The 19,130-nt window shown below is 39.5% G+C and carries 13 protein-coding genes and 1 pseudogene; 7 read left to right on the top strand and 7 right to left on the bottom strand.

Annotated features, from left to right (window positions below; all coding sequences use genetic code 11):
- Positions 1 to 301: 301 nt before the first annotated feature.
- Together V7K56_RS35335 and V7K56_RS35340 are read left to right on the top strand one after the other, a co-directional pair.
- Positions 302 to 964: a Uma2 family endonuclease gene (locus V7K56_RS35335; RefSeq protein WP_334918554.1), complete on the top strand. Its 663-nt coding sequence runs from the start codon at positions 302 to 304 to the stop codon at positions 962 to 964.
- A 246-nt stretch (positions 965 to 1,210) separates the two neighbouring features.
- Positions 1,211 to 3,031 carry a tetratricopeptide repeat protein gene (locus V7K56_RS35340; RefSeq protein ID WP_334918556.1) on the top strand — a complete coding sequence of 607 codons (1,821 nt, stop codon included), beginning with the start codon at positions 1,211 to 1,213 and terminating at the stop codon, positions 3,029 to 3,031.
- A 45-nt stretch (positions 3,032 to 3,076) separates the two neighbouring features.
- Here the strand turns inward: V7K56_RS35340 and V7K56_RS35345 are convergent.
- Positions 3,077 to 3,681 (bottom strand): annotated as a pseudogene (locus V7K56_RS35345) (FAD-dependent oxidoreductase); the annotation flags it as partial.
- Positions 3,682 to 4,315: 634 nt separating this feature from the next.
- Here V7K56_RS35345 and V7K56_RS35350 point away from each other — a divergent pair.
- A complete protein-coding gene (locus V7K56_RS35350) occupies positions 4,316 to 5,044 on the top strand; it encodes a pentapeptide repeat-containing protein (RefSeq protein WP_334918558.1) in 729 nt (242 codons plus the stop codon).
- A 599-nt stretch (positions 5,045 to 5,643) separates the two neighbouring features.
- On the top strand, positions 5,644 to 7,119 hold the full coding sequence (locus V7K56_RS35355; protein ID WP_334918560.1) for a pentapeptide repeat-containing protein: 1,476 nt from the start codon (positions 5,644 to 5,646) through the stop codon (positions 7,117 to 7,119).
- Positions 7,120 to 7,224: 105 nt separating this feature from the next.
- Here the strand turns inward: V7K56_RS35355 and V7K56_RS35360 are convergent, their stop codons facing one another.
- Both V7K56_RS35360 and V7K56_RS35365 read right to left on the bottom strand, forming a co-directional pair.
- On the bottom strand, positions 7,225 to 7,674 hold the full coding sequence (locus V7K56_RS35360) for a hypothetical protein (protein WP_334918562.1): 450 nt from the start codon (positions 7,672 to 7,674) through the stop codon (positions 7,225 to 7,227).
- An 8-nt stretch (positions 7,675 to 7,682) separates the two neighbouring features.
- Positions 7,683 to 7,940, bottom strand: a complete 258-nt coding sequence (locus V7K56_RS35365; protein WP_334918564.1) for a hypothetical protein — start codon at positions 7,938 to 7,940, stop codon at positions 7,683 to 7,685.
- Between the two features lie 412 nt (positions 7,941 to 8,352).
- Between V7K56_RS35365 and V7K56_RS35370 the strand changes: the two genes are divergently transcribed.
- On the top strand, positions 8,353 to 11,898 hold the full coding sequence (locus V7K56_RS35370; RefSeq protein WP_334918566.1) for a two-partner secretion domain-containing protein: 3,546 nt from the start codon (positions 8,353 to 8,355) through the stop codon (positions 11,896 to 11,898).
- 195 nt (positions 11,899 to 12,093) lie between these two features.
- Here the strand turns inward: V7K56_RS35370 and V7K56_RS35375 are convergent, their stop codons facing one another.
- The 3 genes from V7K56_RS35375 to V7K56_RS35385 all read right to left on the bottom strand — a co-directional run bounded on the left by V7K56_RS35375 (position 12,094) and on the right by V7K56_RS35385 (position 13,853).
- A complete protein-coding gene (locus V7K56_RS35375; protein ID WP_334918568.1) occupies positions 12,094 to 12,537 on the bottom strand; it encodes a hypothetical protein in 444 nt (147 codons plus the stop codon).
- A gap of 53 nt (positions 12,538 to 12,590) precedes the next feature.
- The gene (locus tag V7K56_RS35380; protein WP_334918569.1) at positions 12,591 to 13,211 is read right to left on the bottom strand and encodes a coiled-coil domain-containing protein; all 621 of its coding nucleotides are present in this window, start codon (positions 13,209 to 13,211) and stop codon (positions 12,591 to 12,593) included.
- A gap of 357 nt (positions 13,212 to 13,568) precedes the next feature.
- Positions 13,569 to 13,853: a BamA/TamA family outer membrane protein gene (locus tag V7K56_RS35385; RefSeq protein WP_334918584.1), complete on the bottom strand. Its 285-nt coding sequence runs from the start codon at positions 13,851 to 13,853 to the stop codon at positions 13,569 to 13,571.
- A 5-nt stretch (positions 13,854 to 13,858) separates the two neighbouring features.
- On the opposite strand from V7K56_RS35385, the gene V7K56_RS35390 reads away from it, so the two are divergent.
- Positions 13,859 to 15,157: a P-loop NTPase fold protein gene (locus V7K56_RS35390; RefSeq protein WP_334918570.1), complete on the top strand. Its 1,299-nt coding sequence runs from the start codon at positions 13,859 to 13,861 to the stop codon at positions 15,155 to 15,157.
- 97 nt (positions 15,158 to 15,254) lie between these two features.
- On the opposite strand, the gene V7K56_RS35395 is transcribed toward V7K56_RS35390, so the two are convergent.
- Positions 15,255 to 15,515: a hypothetical protein gene (locus V7K56_RS35395; protein WP_334918572.1), complete on the bottom strand. Its 261-nt coding sequence runs from the start codon at positions 15,513 to 15,515 to the stop codon at positions 15,255 to 15,257.
- Positions 15,516 to 15,619: 104 nt separating this feature from the next.
- Here V7K56_RS35395 and V7K56_RS35400 point away from each other — a divergent pair.
- A partial coding sequence (locus V7K56_RS35400) for an nSTAND1 domain-containing NTPase (RefSeq protein ID WP_334918574.1) occupies positions 15,620 to 19,130 on the top strand: 3,511 nt, incomplete at its 3' end.

The raw sequence follows: 19,130 nt of genomic DNA on the forward strand, positions 1-19,130 counted from the left end.
TATTTTTAAGTATTGCAAGCCGCAAATACCCGACTTCGTAAAAGTTATTGTTAATCATTATATATCTTGTAAAAGTCTTTAACTCCCCTCACCTTAACAAGGGGAAGGAAGACAAAGCATAGCTTTGTCGGGGTGGGGTTCTTATTTATGATTTATCCAAGAGGTCGATTTATTTGAAAGTTTGTAGGTTTACAGTAGACCTTCTCCCCTTGTAAAATTCGTTTCAATTGTGCAACCTGAGCTATCGTTAAATTATGGGAAAATAAGTTGAAATTTAGATATTGAGGATTGAGGACTAGTTATGTTCAACTACAATCCGTTAGACTGCCTACCTTCATCGGCAGAATTACCAGACTCAGATGATACTCCCGTGGATAATGAACTCCAAATATTAATTCCTAACTTATTGTTAGCCATCTTAGCCTCGATTTGGCAAAACCGCGATGACTGGTTTTTCGGTATTAATATGGGTATTTATCATACACCAAGTACTGGAGCTATAGTTCCTGATGGTTTCTTGAGTTTAGGTGTAGAACGTTTTGTTGGAGAAAATGGACGTTCTAGTTATGTTTTGTGGGAAGAAGAAGGCATTCCACCAATTTTAGTATTAGAAGTTGTTTCTCAAACTTACAACGGCGAATACGAACAGAAAAAAATTGATTATGCTGAATTAGGCATTTTGTATTATGTAATTTATGCACCAACTCGCCTCCGGCGGAAGCGTCAACGCTTAGAAGTTTATCGCTTATTTGAAGGTAAATATATTTTACAATTAGGGGATAAAATTTGGATGCCAGAAATTGGTTTAGGTATTGGAAGGGAACAAGGTACTTATCAAGGAAGAATACGGGAATGGTTATATTGGTATGATGAGTATGGTAACAGATACTCAACATCTGAAGAACAATTGCAAAATCTGTTAGCAAGATTACAACAGCAAGGAATTGACCCAAACACGCTTTAAATAGTTGACATTTCACTACTATTTAATCATTACAGAAGATAATGAAATATAAAATTTGAGAAAGAACAGATAGTTATAATTTAAATACCAAATAGTTTACAAATTGTTCAAAAGTATCTAATTTAAAATAAATAAAACTGGTTTGTAGGGTTAACAAGCATAATAGTAGTTGGAATTATTTTGAAAACATATCATTAAGAATCCCAATGCTTTAGGCTAGGGAATGTCACAAACCAAAAAAATTATATGAATGCTGAAGATTTTTTCAATCAAGGATTAAACCACAATTTGCAAGGAGACTATCAAGCCGCGATCGCAGCTTACACCCAAGCAATCAAGTTAAATCCTAACTATGCCGAAGCTTACCATAATCTAGGGCTGATTTTAAGTGGTCAACTCAAAGATTATCGCAGTGGAATTGCTAACTTCAATCATGCCATCGAAATCAATCCCAATTTTGCCATAGCTTTTTACAACCGGGCCAATGCTCGTTACTTTTTAGCCGATTATCAAGGCGCGATCGCCGATCATAACGTCGCATTACAATTAGATCCCAATCTGGCGCAATCTTACCACAGCCGGGGGAATGCCTACTTCGCTTTAGAAAACTACGACAAAGCGCTCGCAGATTATATCCAAACAATAGAAATGAGTACCCAATTAGCTGATAATATTAATATTGATATTGCTAATGCTTATCATAATCGGGGCGTAGCTCGTTTTGAACGTGGCGATCGTCAAGGAGCGCTCGCAGATTTCCAGCAAGCTTTACAATGGCATCCCCATTTTGCCGCAGCTTACAGCAATCGCGGTAACATCCACCATATTTTAGGCAATTATCAAGAAGCGATCGCTGACCACAACCAGGCATTACAATTAGATCCTAACTTGGCGGAGGCTTATCATAACCGAGGTAATGCTCACTACGCTTTAGCAGATTATCAAAGGGCGATCGCAGATTACAACCACGCCTTAAAAATCAATCCCAACTTTGCTGGAGCGAACTATAATCGGGGTCTGGTGCTTGCTCACCTCAAAAACTATCACGGAGCAATTGAAGACTTTAACCAAGCATTAAAGCTGAATCCTGATGATGTGCAAGCTTATTGTGAGCGAGGTCTGGTTCGTAGTACTCTTGAAGATTATCAGGGTGCGATCGCAGATTATGACCAAGCATTACAAGAAAACCCGACTCAAGCTTTAATATACGGCTTTCGAGCTAATGCTCGTCGCCGATTAGGAGACTATCAAGGTGCAATTGAAGATAGCAATCGCCTATTACAACTCAATCCTAATTTAGCTGAAGGATATTGCGATCGCGCGGCAGCTCGTCGTTCTTTAGGAGATCATAAAGGAGCAATTAAAGATTATGATCGAGCATTGCAAATTAATGATAATTTAGCCGCAGCTTATTATGGTCGGAGTATTGCCCGTGAAGCTCTGCAAGATTTACAGGGAGCAATTGATGATAACACTCAAGCCATAGAGCTTGTTCCTGATTTTTCCGAAGCATACTGCAATCGCGGAAATGCTCGTCGTCTTTTAGGAGATGAACATGGAGCGATCGCAGATTATAATCAAGCATTAAAAATTAATCCTGATTTAATTGAAGCATATTACAACCGAGGTTCAACCCACTATGCTTTAGAAGCTTATGAAAGTGCGATCGCAGATTACACCAAAGCTTTGCAAATCAATCCCCAATCTGCTGCATTTTACAGTGATCGCGCTAATGCTCGCTATGCCCTAGAAGATTATCAAGGGGCAATAGAAGATTACAGTCGAGCGATCGCCATCGACCCCAGCTTTGCCGAAGACTGGTACAATCGGGGTCGTAGCCGTTCTCTGTTGGGAGACTTACAAGGAGCGCTTGCAGATTTAAACCAAGCCTTACAGCGTCAGCCTAATTGGGCTTCAGCTTACATCCTTCGGGCAGATGTCTACAGGAATCTGGGAGACTCTCAAGGAGCAATTAAAGATTTTCAGAAATCCGCAGACTTATATTATCAAGAAGGAAATATTCAGTATTACCAACAAATTATTGAGCTAATTGAACAGCTTAGATGAGGGCATTGGGCATTGGGCCATTGGGAAGAAACTTTTTCAATTATTCTCTCTCATCAATAAATGAATTTCTAGGTTTTGAATTGATTGTTGATCATGCAAAATCCGATGTAAACGAGATTGCATCGATAGCGTTAATTCTACACCGCTAGCGCCTCCACCTACGATCGCAATCCTAATTGGTTCTTGAGGATTTTTACCTACGATTTCAACTAATTCATGCCAATGCTGTAATAGCTGCGATACTGGTTTAGCTGTGATCGCATATTCTGCCGCACCTGATACAGATATTGTAGCCGGAGTGCTGCCAATATCTATAGACAGCACATCAAAATCTACCACAAGTCTGTTAGCACAGAGAACTTTATTGTTTTTCAAGTCTAGGGCAACTACCGTGTCAATATATAATTGTGCTTGAGCAAAGTTCGCCAAGGGTCGCAAGTCAATATGGCATTCATTGTGGCTGTAAAATCCGGCAATATGTCCTGGTAACATCCCAGAGTAGGCTGTCTCTAATGCTGTGGTAATCAGATCAGTATCAAACGTACTCCTGTTAACGGTTTGATGCCGAACATTTTCATAACAATAGCATGGCTGTGACCGCCACCAATTAACACCAGATTTTTAACTAATGGCTGTATATTTTGTTGCATTTTAATAGTCATTTTTAGTTAATCAATGATTATAAATAGATCAAAATTATCATGATGAACGTTAATTGTCAGTGAAGACTAAAGACTAGTGAATACAACTGAATTATTGGGAATAGCAAGAGTATGTATGCTTATATCTACTTCTTCGAAAGTTACAACAGATTGCAAGTTAATGAAGTACAAAAATACCTCTCCCTAACCCTCACGCCACTTGCTTCAAGTCGGGAAACCCGCTGTTAGCACCTGCCTCTCCAACGCAGTGGCTCCCCTTAGAAAGGCTACGGTGTACACACAAGTCTGAAAGAGCTTGAAATCTGGGTTTAGAATCTCGTTTTACCCCACCCTAACCCTCCCTGTATGTATTGGGGAGGGAACCAGATTTCCGGTCTCCCCCCTTTCTAAGGGGGGTAAAACCTGGATCTGAAAATAGAATCCCACTTGTGTGTACACGGTAACTTTACGAAGGAGGATTAAGAGGGTAAAGGATGTACTTCATTTAGATATAAAATGCTGTATATTTGCGATTTTGTTGGTTAAATTAAGATATTTCAGTACTAACTATGTATTAAACGATAGTATATGCAAATAAAATTTTCCAGAAAAAATAAGTATTTAAATTTAAATTCAATTAATTATGAATGCTTTGAATGCTATGAAAAATATTTCATCAAAAACTCACATCCAGCTATCAAAAACATTCCTGCGGATACCTGTTTTCCAGGAACAAGTTAAACAAAATCAGCATCAGTCACTAAAACGACGCTTAAGAATAGCAAATGAACTGCTAAAAAATAACACCATAGAAACCAATCTAGCTGTAATTAATGATTTAGAGCAAATTGCCCATAATCATCCACAGTACCACTGGACGATCGTAGACATTCTTACTACTTTTGTACGAAAAAATGCTCCTTATACGCATCAAGAGGAAGTAACGAGCAACCTGTCAACAAAAATTCGTTTAGATATTCAAGCTGCACTGACTGTTATTGCCAGAAGAGATGCAAACGAAGACCCAGTAAATGAGCAACTTGATTTGAGCTTTACGGATATGAGAGGAGCAAACTTGAAAGGGGCGAATCTACAACAGACAAATCTCTATCAAGCTAATCTAGCTGGGGCTAATCTCAGAAAAGCTAATCTAGCTGGGACAATACTTAGTGCAGCTAACCTTTCTGGAGCTAATTTATATCTAGCGAACTTAGAAGGAACAATCCTCAGTGCAGCTAACCTTTCTGAAGCTAACCTTTCTGGAGCTAACCTGCATCGTGCTAGTTTATATCTAGCTAGCTTGCATGGAGCAATTCTCTATGACACCATACTCGATGACGCAAACCTCAGAGAAACCAAATTTTCTGAGTAATATCATATAGCAGTCCTAAATCATTTGTGAAAATTATATATCTCTTTCTTCCCTTTGTGTCCTTCTCTAACGAGACGCTACGCGATGGCGTTCTTCTCTACGAGATGCTGCGCGTAGCTTGCTTCTCCGTAGGAGTAGGCGGTTCGTTTCCTTATCTATATTTTTCACGACTCATTTAGGATTGCTATATCACCTCAGTTCGGGTTAAGGAGGTTTATTCAACGTTAACTCGCTGAAACGACGCAAGCACGTTGACAGATCCCAAAATTAAGCAACGGCGTAATGAGGGTTTCAGCTTATCCCGAACTCAGGTTATATCCGTTTGATTGCTTATTAAACGCTAAAAACCCCACCCCAGCGAAACCACGCTTTGTCTCCCCTATTGAAAATTTTTTCCCTACTCCCCATTCCCTCTTTTGAGCGTAATTTGTAATTCTTGTACCGCAGGCGTTTCTTTGTGTCGTGACGTAAAATTATATTCGATATGATTGCCTAGTTCAATGAGTGTTTTGACACCTATTATAATTTTCTGCTAAGTGCTATACTATTTTTCCTCAACATCTAAGTAATAATTCTAGGTTGTAAGGAAAATTTTTATCATGTCTTCTAAAAAGACAGACGCTCTTTTGAAGTGGTTGATAACTTTAACAGCTATATTTGGCTGCTCGCTGACTGTAATTTTCTTTGTCTTGTCCAGTATTAAAGAATTGTCAATTCAAGAAAAAATCCAGTATAGAAACCAAGCTTTAACAACTACTGCAATAGTTTTTCTGGCATCGGCAGCAATGTTTAATACTTATTATGCAGCAAGGCGTGCCCAAGCGATGCACAAGAGTGCGATCGCATCTGAGAAAAACTTAGAAATTGGTCTGCAAAATGCCAAACTCAATCAAGACAGATTGATTTCAGAGCGCTTTATGGGCGCAATTGCCCAGCTTGGCCATGAAAAAGTGGAAACTCGGACAGGTGCAATTTATGCATTAGAAAGAGTTGCTCAGGATTTTCCTCAAGAACACTGGACAATTATGGAAGTTCTCACAGCCTTTGTGCGAGAGAATGCACCCATCCAAAACGAAAAAGGAGAGCAACAAAAGCCGGAATATCAAGGAGCAATTTACTCAAGTAAGGGTAGAATTGAGTCGCGTCTGACACCGCAAGTAGATCAAAATCTCCATGAAGAATTTCCCAAAATACGCACTGATATTCAAGCAGCCCTGACTGTTATCGGCAGGCGTAATTTACTCGAAGACCCAAAAGATCAGAAACTTGATTTACGTAACACCGATATTAGACAAGCAGACCTGCTAAAAACTAACCTGCAACAAGCTGACCTGCGTGGGGCTGACTTGAGTGGGGCTGATTTACGTGGGGCTGACTTAAGTGGAGCAGACCTTACTGGCGCTAAACTTATTAGGTCGATTCTTTATGAAACCAAATTACTAAAAGCTAGTTTGTATGGAGCCAACCTTTGTTGGGCTAACCTGAATCGTACTGACCTCTCTGGAGCAAACCTGCGTTCAGCCAACCTCTGTGGTGCAAGTCTGCGTGCAGCTAATTTACAGGGGGCGAACCTTTATAAAGCTAACTTCCAACAAGCGACCTTAAAAGTCGCTAACCTCTCTGGAGCAAAGTTATTTTTAGCTAACTTGCAAGGAGCAAAATTGGGTAAAGCCAACCTGCACCAAACGGGTTTGATTGGTGCTAATCTTTGTGGCGCAAACTTAAATGGGGCTAACCTTTCTGGGGCTAATTTGAATGCAGCCAAACTCCACCAAACAGAAGTCTATTTTGCCAACCTTTCGGAAGCCAGTTTAACAGAAGCTGACCTATATCAGGCTAATCTAATTGGAGCAAACCTGTATAAGGCAACCTTTTATCAAGCTAACCTAACTCAGGCAAACCTCATGGGAGCTAACTTTTCACAAGCTAATCTCAGTGATGTCAAATTGGAAGGGACTATTTTGACAGGAGCGAAAAACTTAGAGTTGCAGCAGATTAGAGAAGCGCTTGGCGATCGCACCACTCGCCTACCTGATTATATCGAAGCACCGACACATTGGCGGCAATCAGGTTAAGCGATCGCAGCATCATTAGTTATTTGGGCGCATTCTACCGTTTTCTCTTAATGCTATAGTTTTTACCAAAATTCTCCGTAATAATTCTGGAGATGAAAAATCAGCTTATTGATTGTTAGCAATAATCTCTTCAAGCTCTTCAGTACTAACATCCACAGCCTGAGTATAATTTTCATCCCAACAAGCTGCAAAATCGTAGCCCGAAGCTGTACAAAGCTGAACATAATAAGCACGCACGTCACATTCCCTACGTCCGATTCTCAATTCGTAATTATCAGGATCGGCATCTTGCAAATTCATAATGGTATTACAAATTTGAAGAGTTGTAAGCGTTTCTGGATCAAAGATTTGAGCATTACTTTTAAGTGAAAAGCTGAAAACAGTAAGTGGGACAACAAATAAACTTGCTACCAATTTTCCAGAAAATTTTTTCATTTTTTCGCACCTTTGTTTACTGTAATAGGCATCCATTTTCTTTACTGAGGCACTAAAGCGATCGCATTTCAAATACTCAGAATAACAAGTGCGATCGCCTTTAACTCCTTTGACAGGCAATTAATAATCTACTCACCACCCATCAACGCCGAAACAAAAGCTGCACCCACAGCTAATATGCCTAAAGAACGAGTGGCTCCCATCGTCGAATCAGAGATGATATTGCCCTCTGTGTCTACTACCATATGTTGCTGACCATTTGTTCCTTGATAGTAGACTATGAATCCATTCTCTCCTTCTGTATAACCCTGATACTCCGCAAAAGGATGGTACTCACTAACAATTTTGTTAAATACATTGTGCATAACATATTCAGACGCAGACATATTTAAAACTCCTGATTTTTTGGTGAATATATTGTGATCATTCCATTGAAATTCAAGTATGAAACTGAATCAAAAGTGAACGAAGAACTCCAATCAATAGAGAAAATTAGAAACGATTAAATTCTTTACTAATTAATATGTAACTTAGTGCTTTTTGTTAATTAATCGTTCCTGATGTTTTTTAGATTAAACTTATTTTAAAAATAAGTACTTCAACTTCTTGCTCATATAATTGCAGATTTAAGTCAAGCAGACTGCATAAAACTGCAAGCACAAATTTGCAGAACATTTCTATCATGAACACTTATTAAGAGAAAATCATAAGTTTACTATTTAAATAGCGGTATACTACAAATCAAATTAATTATTTTCATCACAGCTTATGGTTACGCGATCGCCACAGTGTCAAGTTATGACTGTGCAACTATCCCCATTGAGAAGAAGACAATCTTATAATCAAACTGCTGCGAGCGATAAAAAGTTCTGCAATCTGTGTTGGAAAATAGCAAGTGCGTGGAGTTTATTTGGAATAGTCGTATTTGTTCCAACTTCTGTTTTTGCCCAAAGTGCGATCGCCGAAGGTGGGGCTTCGCCCATCGCGCCTGACAACACATTAGGGTCTGAGAGTTCCAATGTTGTAACTAATTTTAATGGTTTATCAGTTGAAGAAATTACTGGTGGTGCAACTCGCGGAATAAACCTGTTTCATAGTTTCCGAGAGTTTAACATCAGCGAGGGACGGGGAGCTTATTTTTTGAGTCCTAGTGCAGATATTCAGAATATTTTGGCGAGGGTGACGGGCGGAAACCGCTCTGAGATATTGGGTAGATTGGGTACTTTCCAGATTATTAACGGTAATATAGCTGCTTCTAATGCCAGTTTATTTTTAATAAATCCGAATGGAATTATTTTTGGTAAGAATGCGAGTTTAGATGTTGATGGTTCGTTTGCAGCAACTACAGCTAATGCGATTCAGTTTGGGGAGAGAGGAAATTTTAGTGCTACCAATCCGAAAGTTCCTCAACTGTTGACAATTAATCCATCTGCTTTTTTGTTTAGCCAAATTAATAAAACTGCGTCGATTCAAAATAACGCGATCGCACCAGCAGGAAAAGACCCTGCGGGTATTGATGTATTTGGTTTGCGCGTTCCTAATAGTAAAAGCTTGCTACTAGTGGGTGGCAATGTCAGTATGGATGGGGGTCAATTAAATGCTTATGGTGGGAGAATTGAGTTAGCAGGATTCGTAGAACCTGGAAATATTAATCTTCTTTTCGATGATAATAATTTGAGGTTGGGATTTCCTGAGAATGTGGCTCGTGCAGATGTATCTCTGATAAATCGAGCTGCTGTGTATGTGGAAGGGGCTGGTGACGGTGATATTGCAATTAATGCTCGAAATATAGAAATTTTGGGAGGAAGTCAGCTTTCTGCTGGTATCGGGCAAGGTTTGGGGACATCCGAGACGAAAGCTGGAGATATTACGCTTAATGTTACTGGGGAAATTAAGATTGCTGATTTTGGGAGTGGAATTAGTAATTTAGTGCGATCAAGTTCACGAGGAAATGGTGGAAATATTACCATTAATGCTAATTCTTTCAACTTACAAGATGGCGCTCAACTTGCAGCCTCAACTTTTGGACAAGGAAATGCAGGCAATGTAACGGTAACAGCCAAAAATGCTGTTTCCCTTTTAGGTGAGCAAACTACAATTTTTAGCACGGTGGAAGCGGGAGGTGTGGGTAAGGGTGGCAATATTGACATCAATGGGGCAACTCTATCACTGCAAGATGGCGCTCAGTTACTCACTTCTACTAGAGAAGCATCTGATACTCAAAAGGCAGGACAAGGAGATGCGGGTAATATCACTTTGAAAGTTACTGGAGAAGTCGATATTGCAAGTAAAAAAAAGGCAATTGTCAGTAGTCTGGAAACAGGAGCAGAAGGAAAAGGTGGAAATATTACGATTGATGCAGGTTCATTCAAGCTGTGGGATGGTTCTCAAATTGTTGCTTCGACCTTTGGACAAGGGAACGCGGGAAATATAACAGTGAATGCGAAAGACGCTATTTCTTTAGCTGGTGAACAAACTAGCATCTTCAGCACAGTAGAAGTAGGAGGTGTAGGCAAAGGTGGAAATATTAATATTATAGCAGCAAGTTTATCACTCAAAGATGGTGCTCAAATATTAACTGCTACTCGTGAAACATCAGAAAATCAACCCACAGAACCAAAAAATGCAGGGTATGTAAATATTAATGTGACGGGTGAAGTCGATATTTCTGGTACAAATGGTACATTTCCCAGTGGTATTGGTAGCAGCATTGGTAGAGGGAGAAGAGGAAATGGAGGAAATATTACCATTGATGCAAATTCATTTAAGTTACGAGATGGCGCTCAACTTATTGCTTCAACTAATGGAGAGGGAAACGCGGGAAATGTAAGTGTTAAAGTTTCTGGAGAACTTGATATTGCTGGCAAAAAAGATACACTTTATAGTACAATTTTCAGCGATATTGGAACGGGAGCAGAAGGTAATGGGGGTAATATTACTATTGATGCGGCTTCCTTTAATTTAAGAGACAGTGCACAGCTTGCTGCTTCAACTTCTGGACGAGGAAATGCAGGCAATGTAACGGTAACTGCCAAAGATGCTGTTTCCCTTTTAGGTGAGCAAACTACAATTTTTAGCACGGTGGAAGCAGGAGGTGTGGGTAAGGGTGGCAATATCTATATTAATGCTGCAACTTTATCAATACGGGATGGCGCTCAACTACTGACTAGTACTAGCAATGCATCTGACACTCAACCAGCAGGTAGAGGTGATGCCGGAAATGTAAATTTGAAAGTTGCGGGGGAAGTTGATATTGCTGGTGTGAAAAATGGACTATCCAGTGCAATTTTCAGCCGTGTAGAAATAGGTACAGAAGGGAATGGAGGCAATATTACTATTAATGCAGATTCGTTGAAGGTACGAGATGGTGCTTTATTAGATGCACGCACTGAAAATAACAATCGGGGTGGAAATATTACGATAAACGCAAATGTCTTTGAAGCGTTTAGTGGCGGACAACTCACCACAACTACATCAAGCAGTGGAAGTGCAGGTAAAATTGCAGTTAACGCCACAGACAAAGTAATTATTAGTGCTAACGACCCAAATTACAATGACCGAGTTGTCAATTTTCCAGATCGCATCTCCAATATCGGAGCTAACAGTGGCTTGTTCGTCAGTTCCACAGGTTCAGGAATCACAGGTGATATTGAAATCAACTCACCCAAAATCACTCTAGACAACCAAGCCCGACTCAATGCTGAATCTATATCTGGTAATGGTGGTAACATCAATCTCAACAGCGATTTACTCTTACTCCGTCGCAGTAGTCAAATCACCACCAACGCAGGTACAGCCCAAGCAGGCGGTGATGGCGGTAACATCGATATCAACTCAAGATTTATTGTCGCCATACCCAATCAAAACAACGATATAACAGCAAATGCCTATAGCGGCAAAGGTGGTAATATTAACATTCAAAGTCGGGGCATTTTTGGTATTGAACCACGCATCCAAGCATCAGATAAAACCAACGACATTACAGCAAGTTCCCAACTTGGTTTATCGGGAAACGTTGATGTTAACTCCCCTGATAACAGTTCAATTCAAAATAGCCTCACCTCATTCCCCACAAATGTGATTGACACCAACGCGCTCATTGCTAATAGTTGTATAGCCCGTGCAAATAAAAAACAAGAAAATAGCTTCATCATCACAGGTGGAGGTGCTTTACCCAATCGTCCCGGTAATGTATTAATGTCTAACTATTCCACAGATAGAGTGCGTGATGTCAATAATGAAATTACATCACGTCCTTGGAAAAAAGGCGATCCAATTGTGGAACCAACTGGTGTATATCGACTCTCCGACGGACGACTGGTAATGAGTCGTCCATGCGAATAATTGCGATCGCAAGTCAGAAAACTGTTTGATGATTGGCTAAAATGGAGCGTAAGCCAAATAAATAAAAGCCTTATGAATTAGTATGCAGAGACATTACATATAACGTCTCTGCAACGATTTTATTGTTACGTGGAATTATTTGACAGTAGCCGCCTAAAGCTAATCTCTTTAAGTTTCATGGCATGTGTCTTCGTACTACTGTTGTACAAACCAATGTATAAGCTTCATAGCACCGTTGATTATTGCTTTTCTGTTCTCTTGCTCTATTTGTTCTTGTCTATCTTTTTTAAGTTGATCGTTCTCAGATTTGAGATAAGCTATCTTACCTATCAGTTGGGAAAGCATAATTATCATCGCAACTATTATCACACCTAAAATGTATGGAAGCCCATTCTCCGCAATTCCCAAAGATGTGATCAGCCAGTCACAGAATGTAGCGATGACATTGAATAGCCACTCCAAGGAGGTAATTAACCAGTGAAATCCTGCGATCGCTACTCTCACTACAGCAATATATAGAAAGTAAACTACAGAAGCGATCGCCTGTACACAAATAATACTCCAACTCAATATACTTACCAACGCACCGATCAGCCAGTGTACAGAAGTATTAACGAAATCAGTTAAATTTTCTATCATGTTGCGTTCCTATTTTCATTCAAGCTTGCAATTAGTTCGTTGAAAACATACTTTTAGAGGCTGTATTCTTTATCGAAACTAGCTTCTTTGAGTTGTTCCTTTGCTGCATTGAGTTCAGCCTCAGTAGCTTTCAGATTACTCTCGATTGTTTTCAGTTCAATCTTGGTTGTTTTTAATTCAGCCTCAGCAGCTTTCAACTTACTCTTAGTTGCTTCTAACTCATCCTCGTTTGCTTTCAGCTTGCTCTCAGTTACTTCTAACTCACTCTTGATTTTTTTAAGATCATTGTCAGTCAACTTCAATTGTTTAGTTGAAGTTTTCCATATAATTAGAGAGAAGACAATTACTTCTAGCAACACAAAATCTTCTAAATTTCTGTGAGCATTAAAGCTGATATATAACGCTGCTGCTCCAATGATCATCCAAATATTGAGGACTGATTGTGCTAGGTTATCATCCATCTTCTCTGATAAAGAATCACCAGCTTCAATCTTACTAACAAACCATTTTCCAGTTACAAATAACAGACTGCTAATAACGGATATTATAATTCCCTCGAAAAGTTGTACTTCATCCGTCAGGCTATTATTTACTAGAACGCCAAGTAGGATAAATGCAGTAAAAAAACTGAAGCTAAACATTACGATTGGGAGAAATCGCTTAACAGAATCCATATTTTGACTCCAAGGATTTTTTTAATTATTGAACGCGAGCGATCGCACTATGCAAAAATCTAGTAAATGCACGTTTTAAAAACATGCGATCGCACTTAATACTACTTGAAAAAAAAGAATATCTCCAAGTTACAGACTAGCTTTTTGAATTGGTATTTGTTTATTTCCAATTCGAGTAATTTAAAGAGTAATTCAATTACTTTTGCTTTATTTGTATATTACAGTTATTGATAACTGAATTCATGTACTATTTCTGCTTATAAATGTGCATAAGTTTACTACTTAGACTGCAACTTTATGCACATCTATATTTAATAACAATAAATAGTCTGACAATTTCTTTAAAACTTCAAACATTTAAAAAGGTTGATAGCGCACTGAGAAATTAAATTCATTATCTTGCAGTGAGTCACCTTTATTATCTACTTCAAACAGTGGAATTGCGTAGTCTGCGCGTAAATTTAATCCCTGAAACGGTTGCCATCGCAAGCCTAAACCCAAGCTAGTAAGGGTTTGGAGACTAGGATTACTAACGAGATTATTCCACCCCGTACCAAAATCGAAAAATGGTACTAACTGTATGGTATTATCGTCTGTATAATCACTGAAATAGGCAAGAGCGTTAGGCTGATTTCGGGTAATTTGTGATGAAACTAGATTTAGTCAGGTTTTTTCAAGCTTGCAACCCCAGTAAAACTCTGGTCGTGAGCAAACCGGAGGATAGACAATATTATATTGATTTCTCTAAAGTGCGTGGTGCTAAGATTATTGAGGAACTTGGGCGAACTATCACCCGCCTTTCACCTGAGCAACCCACTTGTCAATTGTTTACCGGACATATCGGTTGTGGCAAATCCACTGAGTTACTGCGGCTAAAGGCAGAGTTAGAGCAGCAGGGATTTCATGTGGTTTATTTCGAGTCTAGCCAAAGCCTGGATATGGCTGATATTGATGTTACAGATATTTTATTAGCAGTAGCTCGTGAGGTTAGTCAAAGTCTGGAAGCAATCAAAATTAACCTCAAGCCAGGATACTTTCAAACTCTGTTTACTGAACTTGGCGAATTTTTGCAAACGCCGATAGAACTTGGGGGAGAGTTATCTGTAGGTATTGCCAAAATTACTGCCAAAACTAAAGATAGTCCCAAACTTCGCTCTCAGTTACGGCAATATTTAGAACCGCGCACCAACGGCATTTTAGAATCAATTAACAAAGAATTGCTCAAGCCTGCTAGAGAAAAACTCAAGCAGCAGGGTAAAAAAGGACTAGTGGTAATTATAGATAATCTCGACAGAGTGGATAATTCTCAAAAACCTTCTGGTCATTATCAGCCAGAATATCTCTTTGTGGAACGGGGCGAACAGTTAAACCAGCTAAATTGTCATGTTGTTTATACCATTCCGTTAGTGTTGATTTTTTCCAACGCTTTAGGAAGGTTAACGAATCGTTTTGGCGTAGACCCCAAGGTTTTGCCGATGGTTCCTGTGGAATTACAAGATGGTTCGCAATTTTCACAAGGAATTACGTTGCTGCAACAGATGGTTATGGCGAGGGCTTTTCCTGGTGTCAGTTGGGAACAAAGTCGGAATTTAATTACTGAGGTTTTTGATAGTCCTGATACTTTAGAGCGACTTTGCCAAGTTAGCGGTGGTCATTTGCGTAACTTGTTGATGTTATTGTTTCGCTGTCTTCAGCAAGAAGACCCACCTTTGTCGCAGGAGTGTGTGGATAGGGTGATTAAACAACGCCGCAATGAGCTAACTTTGGCAATTACGCCCGATGAATGGGAATTATTACGTGAGGTAGCGCAAGAGAAAAACTTGAGAGGTCATGAAAGATACGAACTTTTGCTCCGCAGTATGTTTGTATTTGAATACCGGAATGAGGATGGTTCATGGTTTGATATCAATCCGATTTTGGCACAAGCCAAGGAATTTAGGTTATAAATCCGCTATAGAGGCGTAGAGTTGTACGCTCTTAGCTATCAGGTATGCCCCTTTGGGGAAGTCAAAAGTCAAAAGTTAAAAGTCAAAAGTAAGAACCTCATAAATAAATTTCGGGGCTTGTACCTTTTTCTTTCTGGTCAGCAATTACGGGAACCGTATCAACAAGTGCGGGAGCTACATCAGCAAGTGTGGGAGCTATATCAACAAGTGCGGGAACTACATCAGCAAGTGCGGGAGCTACATCAGCAAGTGTGGGAGCTATATCAACAAGTGTGGGAGCTATATCAACAAGTGTGGGAACTACATCAACAAATGTGGGAGTTATATCAGCAAGTGCGGCAGCCGTGTCAGTCGTCATCTTCACAACTACAGCTTTTTACAACTAGCATAAATCGTCCTTTCTGCCTCCTGCCTCAAAACCCGTAGCTTTGTACTTCATGCAAAACAAAACTGCTGTATGTTATGAGTAATCAGCAAGAACCGGAAAATTTAGCCTTTGACAATGAGGGTTCATTACAAACTTTAGTCAGAGCAATTACCCTTTCGCAGGGGCAATTTTCGCTGATTATATTGCGCTGTAATTATGTTGCTTTACGTCAGCGCATCGTAGAACGGCTGCACCAAGTCTCTCCTGTGGAAATATGCGAAATTACCTTACCTGCATCAGTCAAAACGCTTTACACAAATATACGTGAACAACTGGGAGATGAACAGCCACCTGCATTGATGATTTTTGGTTTAGAGTCGGTTAAAGATATTGATACAGTTCTGACTTCAGCTAACCAAGTACGGGAGGAGTTTAGAAAGAACTTCCCGTTTCCGATATTGTTGTGGGTTAATGATTCAGTTCTGCAAAAATTTATTCGATTAGCAACTGATTTAGAAAATTGGGCAACTATCATTGAGTTTGAAAACCCTACTGATGAGTTAGTCAACTTCCTTCAGCAAAAAAGTGATGAAATCTTTGCTGGTAATATCACGCCTAATCCCCAAATGTGCCGGGAACTAGAAACCGCCCGTCAAGATTTGCAAAATCGAGGAGAAGTATTAGAAGCAGCACTTCAAGCAAGTTTAGAGTTTTTGTTTGGTTTAAATGATTATCTACATGACCAGATAGATTCTGCTTTATCACATTATCAACAAAGCTTAGGGTTCTGGCGACAAAATAATTATTTAGAGCGACAAGGTATACTACTCGTTAATATTGCTTCAGCTTATAACCGCCAATCTGAAAAAAACCAAACAGAAAATCAACGCTATTGGCAAGAGTCGAGAAATTACTTTCAGCAAGCTATTAATATTTTTGAACAAGCACAACGTTCAGATTTAGTTGCAAAACATATTACTAAACTGGGTGAAGTACTACGAGATTTGCAAGCATGGTCAGAGTTGCAAATCCTTGTGGAAAAATCTCTGCCACTACATCAAAATTATGGCACATCGTTGCAGTTGGCTCAAGATTATGGTTTTTTGGCAGAAGTAGCTTTAGAGCAGTCACGTTGGGCAGAAGCTAATCAACTCGCTGGGCAAGCATTGCAAATCTTCGCTGATATTTATAATATTCAATCAGATGAATTTGGATTGCATCGATTTATTTTAGCCAAATCTCAACAGGGTTTAGGTCAATATCAAGTAGCGATTAATAGTTTAAAAACTGCAAAGCTGGAAATTAATCATCAGTACAAACCACAATTATATATATCTATATTAGAAAGATTATGCTTACTCTACTTTGAACAAGGTGAATATCTCAAAGCTTTTCATATTAAACAAGAACAATTACAAATTGAACAGCAGTATGGCTTTCGTGCCTTTGTTGGTGCATCTTATCTCAACCCGCAGCTACAAGCAATTAATTCTGCACAGTTGCAAATAGAAAATCCTGAAACAATTGCTCAAGAAATTGCCGCTTCTGGTCGAGGACAAGGTGTGAAGCGGTTGCGAGAAAGAATTGGTGGGACTGAGCATAAATTGACTGTGATTCATGGTCAGTCAGGAGTGGGTAAAAGTTCAATTTTGCAGGGTGGATTAATACCAGCGCTGCAACAGCAAGCAATTGGTGAGCGAGATGCTTTACCTATTTTGGTGCGAGTTTATACAGATTGGGTAAAGATGTTAGGGCAGAGTTTGGCTAAGGTTTTTGAGGAAGTCAGAGGTAATCAATTATTTGCTAATCTTAATTCTTCAGCAGCTATTTTAGAACAATTACGAAGAAATGCTGACCGGAATTTGTTGACGGTTTTAATGTTTGACCAGTTTGAAGAGTTTTTCTTTGTTTATACTGACCAAGGTCAACGACGAGCATTTTATGAGTTTCTGCGAGTTTGTCTAGATATTCCTTTTGTGAAGGTAATTCTGTCTTTACGGGAAGATTATTTACCTAATTTATTAGAATTAGAACGTCTATTTAATTTAAGTACAATTAATAATAATATTCTTGATAAAAATATTCGCTATTATTTGGGTAACTTTTCGCCAGCAGATGCTAAAGCTGTTGTACAGAGTTTAACAGAACGCTCTCATTTTTATCTAGAGCCTGCATTAATTGATGAATTAGTCCGAGATTTAGCAGGTGATTTGGGGGAAGTACGCCCAATTGAGTTACAAATTGTGGGGACGCAATTGCAAACTGACAAAATTACAACTTTAGAAAAGTATCGTCAGCTTGGCACTAAAGAAAAACTGGTTGAGCGATTTTTAGAAGAAGTCATTCATGATTGTGGCGCAAAGAATGAACAAATTGCACGGCTGGTTTTATATTTACTCACAGATGAAAATGGTACTCGTCCCCTGAAGACTCGTGCTGAGTTAGCAGTAGATTTGCCAGATGAAGCCGAGAAATTAGATTTAGTGTTAGAGATTTTCGTAGCATCAAGGTTAGTCTTGCTGTTACCAGAATCGCCTGCTGACCGTTATCAACTGGTACATGATTACCTTGTGTCATTCATTCGCCAACAACAGGGCAATGAGATGTTAGCAGAACTAGCTAGAGAGCGAGAACAACGCTTGCTAGCAGAAGAGAAGCTGAAGCGCGAACAACAAGATGCGAGGCAGATATTAGTTGATGCTCAACAAGAAGCTGACCGAAAAATTCGCCAAGGGCGGATGCAGTTGAGGGTGAGTTCTGGTTTAGCGCTATGTCTATTATTATTGGCAGGTATATCATCAAGATACGCATTGAGTCAAATTCAAGTGGCTAAAGATGCTGATAATAAGAAGCAAGATGCAGAGTATAAGTTTCAAGTAGCGCAGAAGAATCAGCAAACTGCACAAAGAGAATCAAAATTAGCAAAACAGAAAACTCAACAGGCAAACCAAAACCTTGCTACCGCTAAAGCAGACTTGGAAGAAGTAAACCAGAAAGCCTCAGAATTACAAGATAAAAATGCCCAAGCCCAGGAAAGAATAAAAACGGCAAGTGAAAAAATAAAAACTGCTGAAGTAAAATTACAACAAGCAACGACAAAACAACAGCAAGCAGAATCTCAAGCTCAACAAGCCCAAACCACTCTCAACCAAGCGCAAGCAAAACTTACACAAGCACAGAAAGAAACAAAAGGAGCAGAAGCAGCACAAAAAGAAGCACAAAAGGGAACGGAATTAGAACGGGCTGGAGTTAATGCTTTAAAACAGTTTGAGTATACGCAGTTAGAATCGCTAGTGGCAGCAATGCAGAGTGGCAAAGAGTTAAAAAGTCTGGTAAAAGATGGTCGCCCTCTAGAAAAATATCCAGCTATCAGCCCAATTTATGCTTTGGATACGATTCTCAATAATATTAAAGAACGTAACCAGTTACAAGGGCATCAAGGCACAGTCTATAGTGTGAGTTTCAGCCCGGACGGCAAAACCATCGCCACGGCATCATCTGACAAGACAGCGCGGTTGTGGAACCTGCAAGGGCAACTGCTGCAAGAATTCAAAGGGCATCAAGGCACAGTCTGGGGTGTGAGTTTCAGCCCGGACGGCAAAACCA

The sequence above is a fragment of the Nostoc sp. genome (genome assembly GCF_036917535.1).
Taxonomy (GTDB): Bacteria; Cyanobacteriota; Cyanobacteriia; order Cyanobacteriales; family Nostocaceae; genus Nostoc.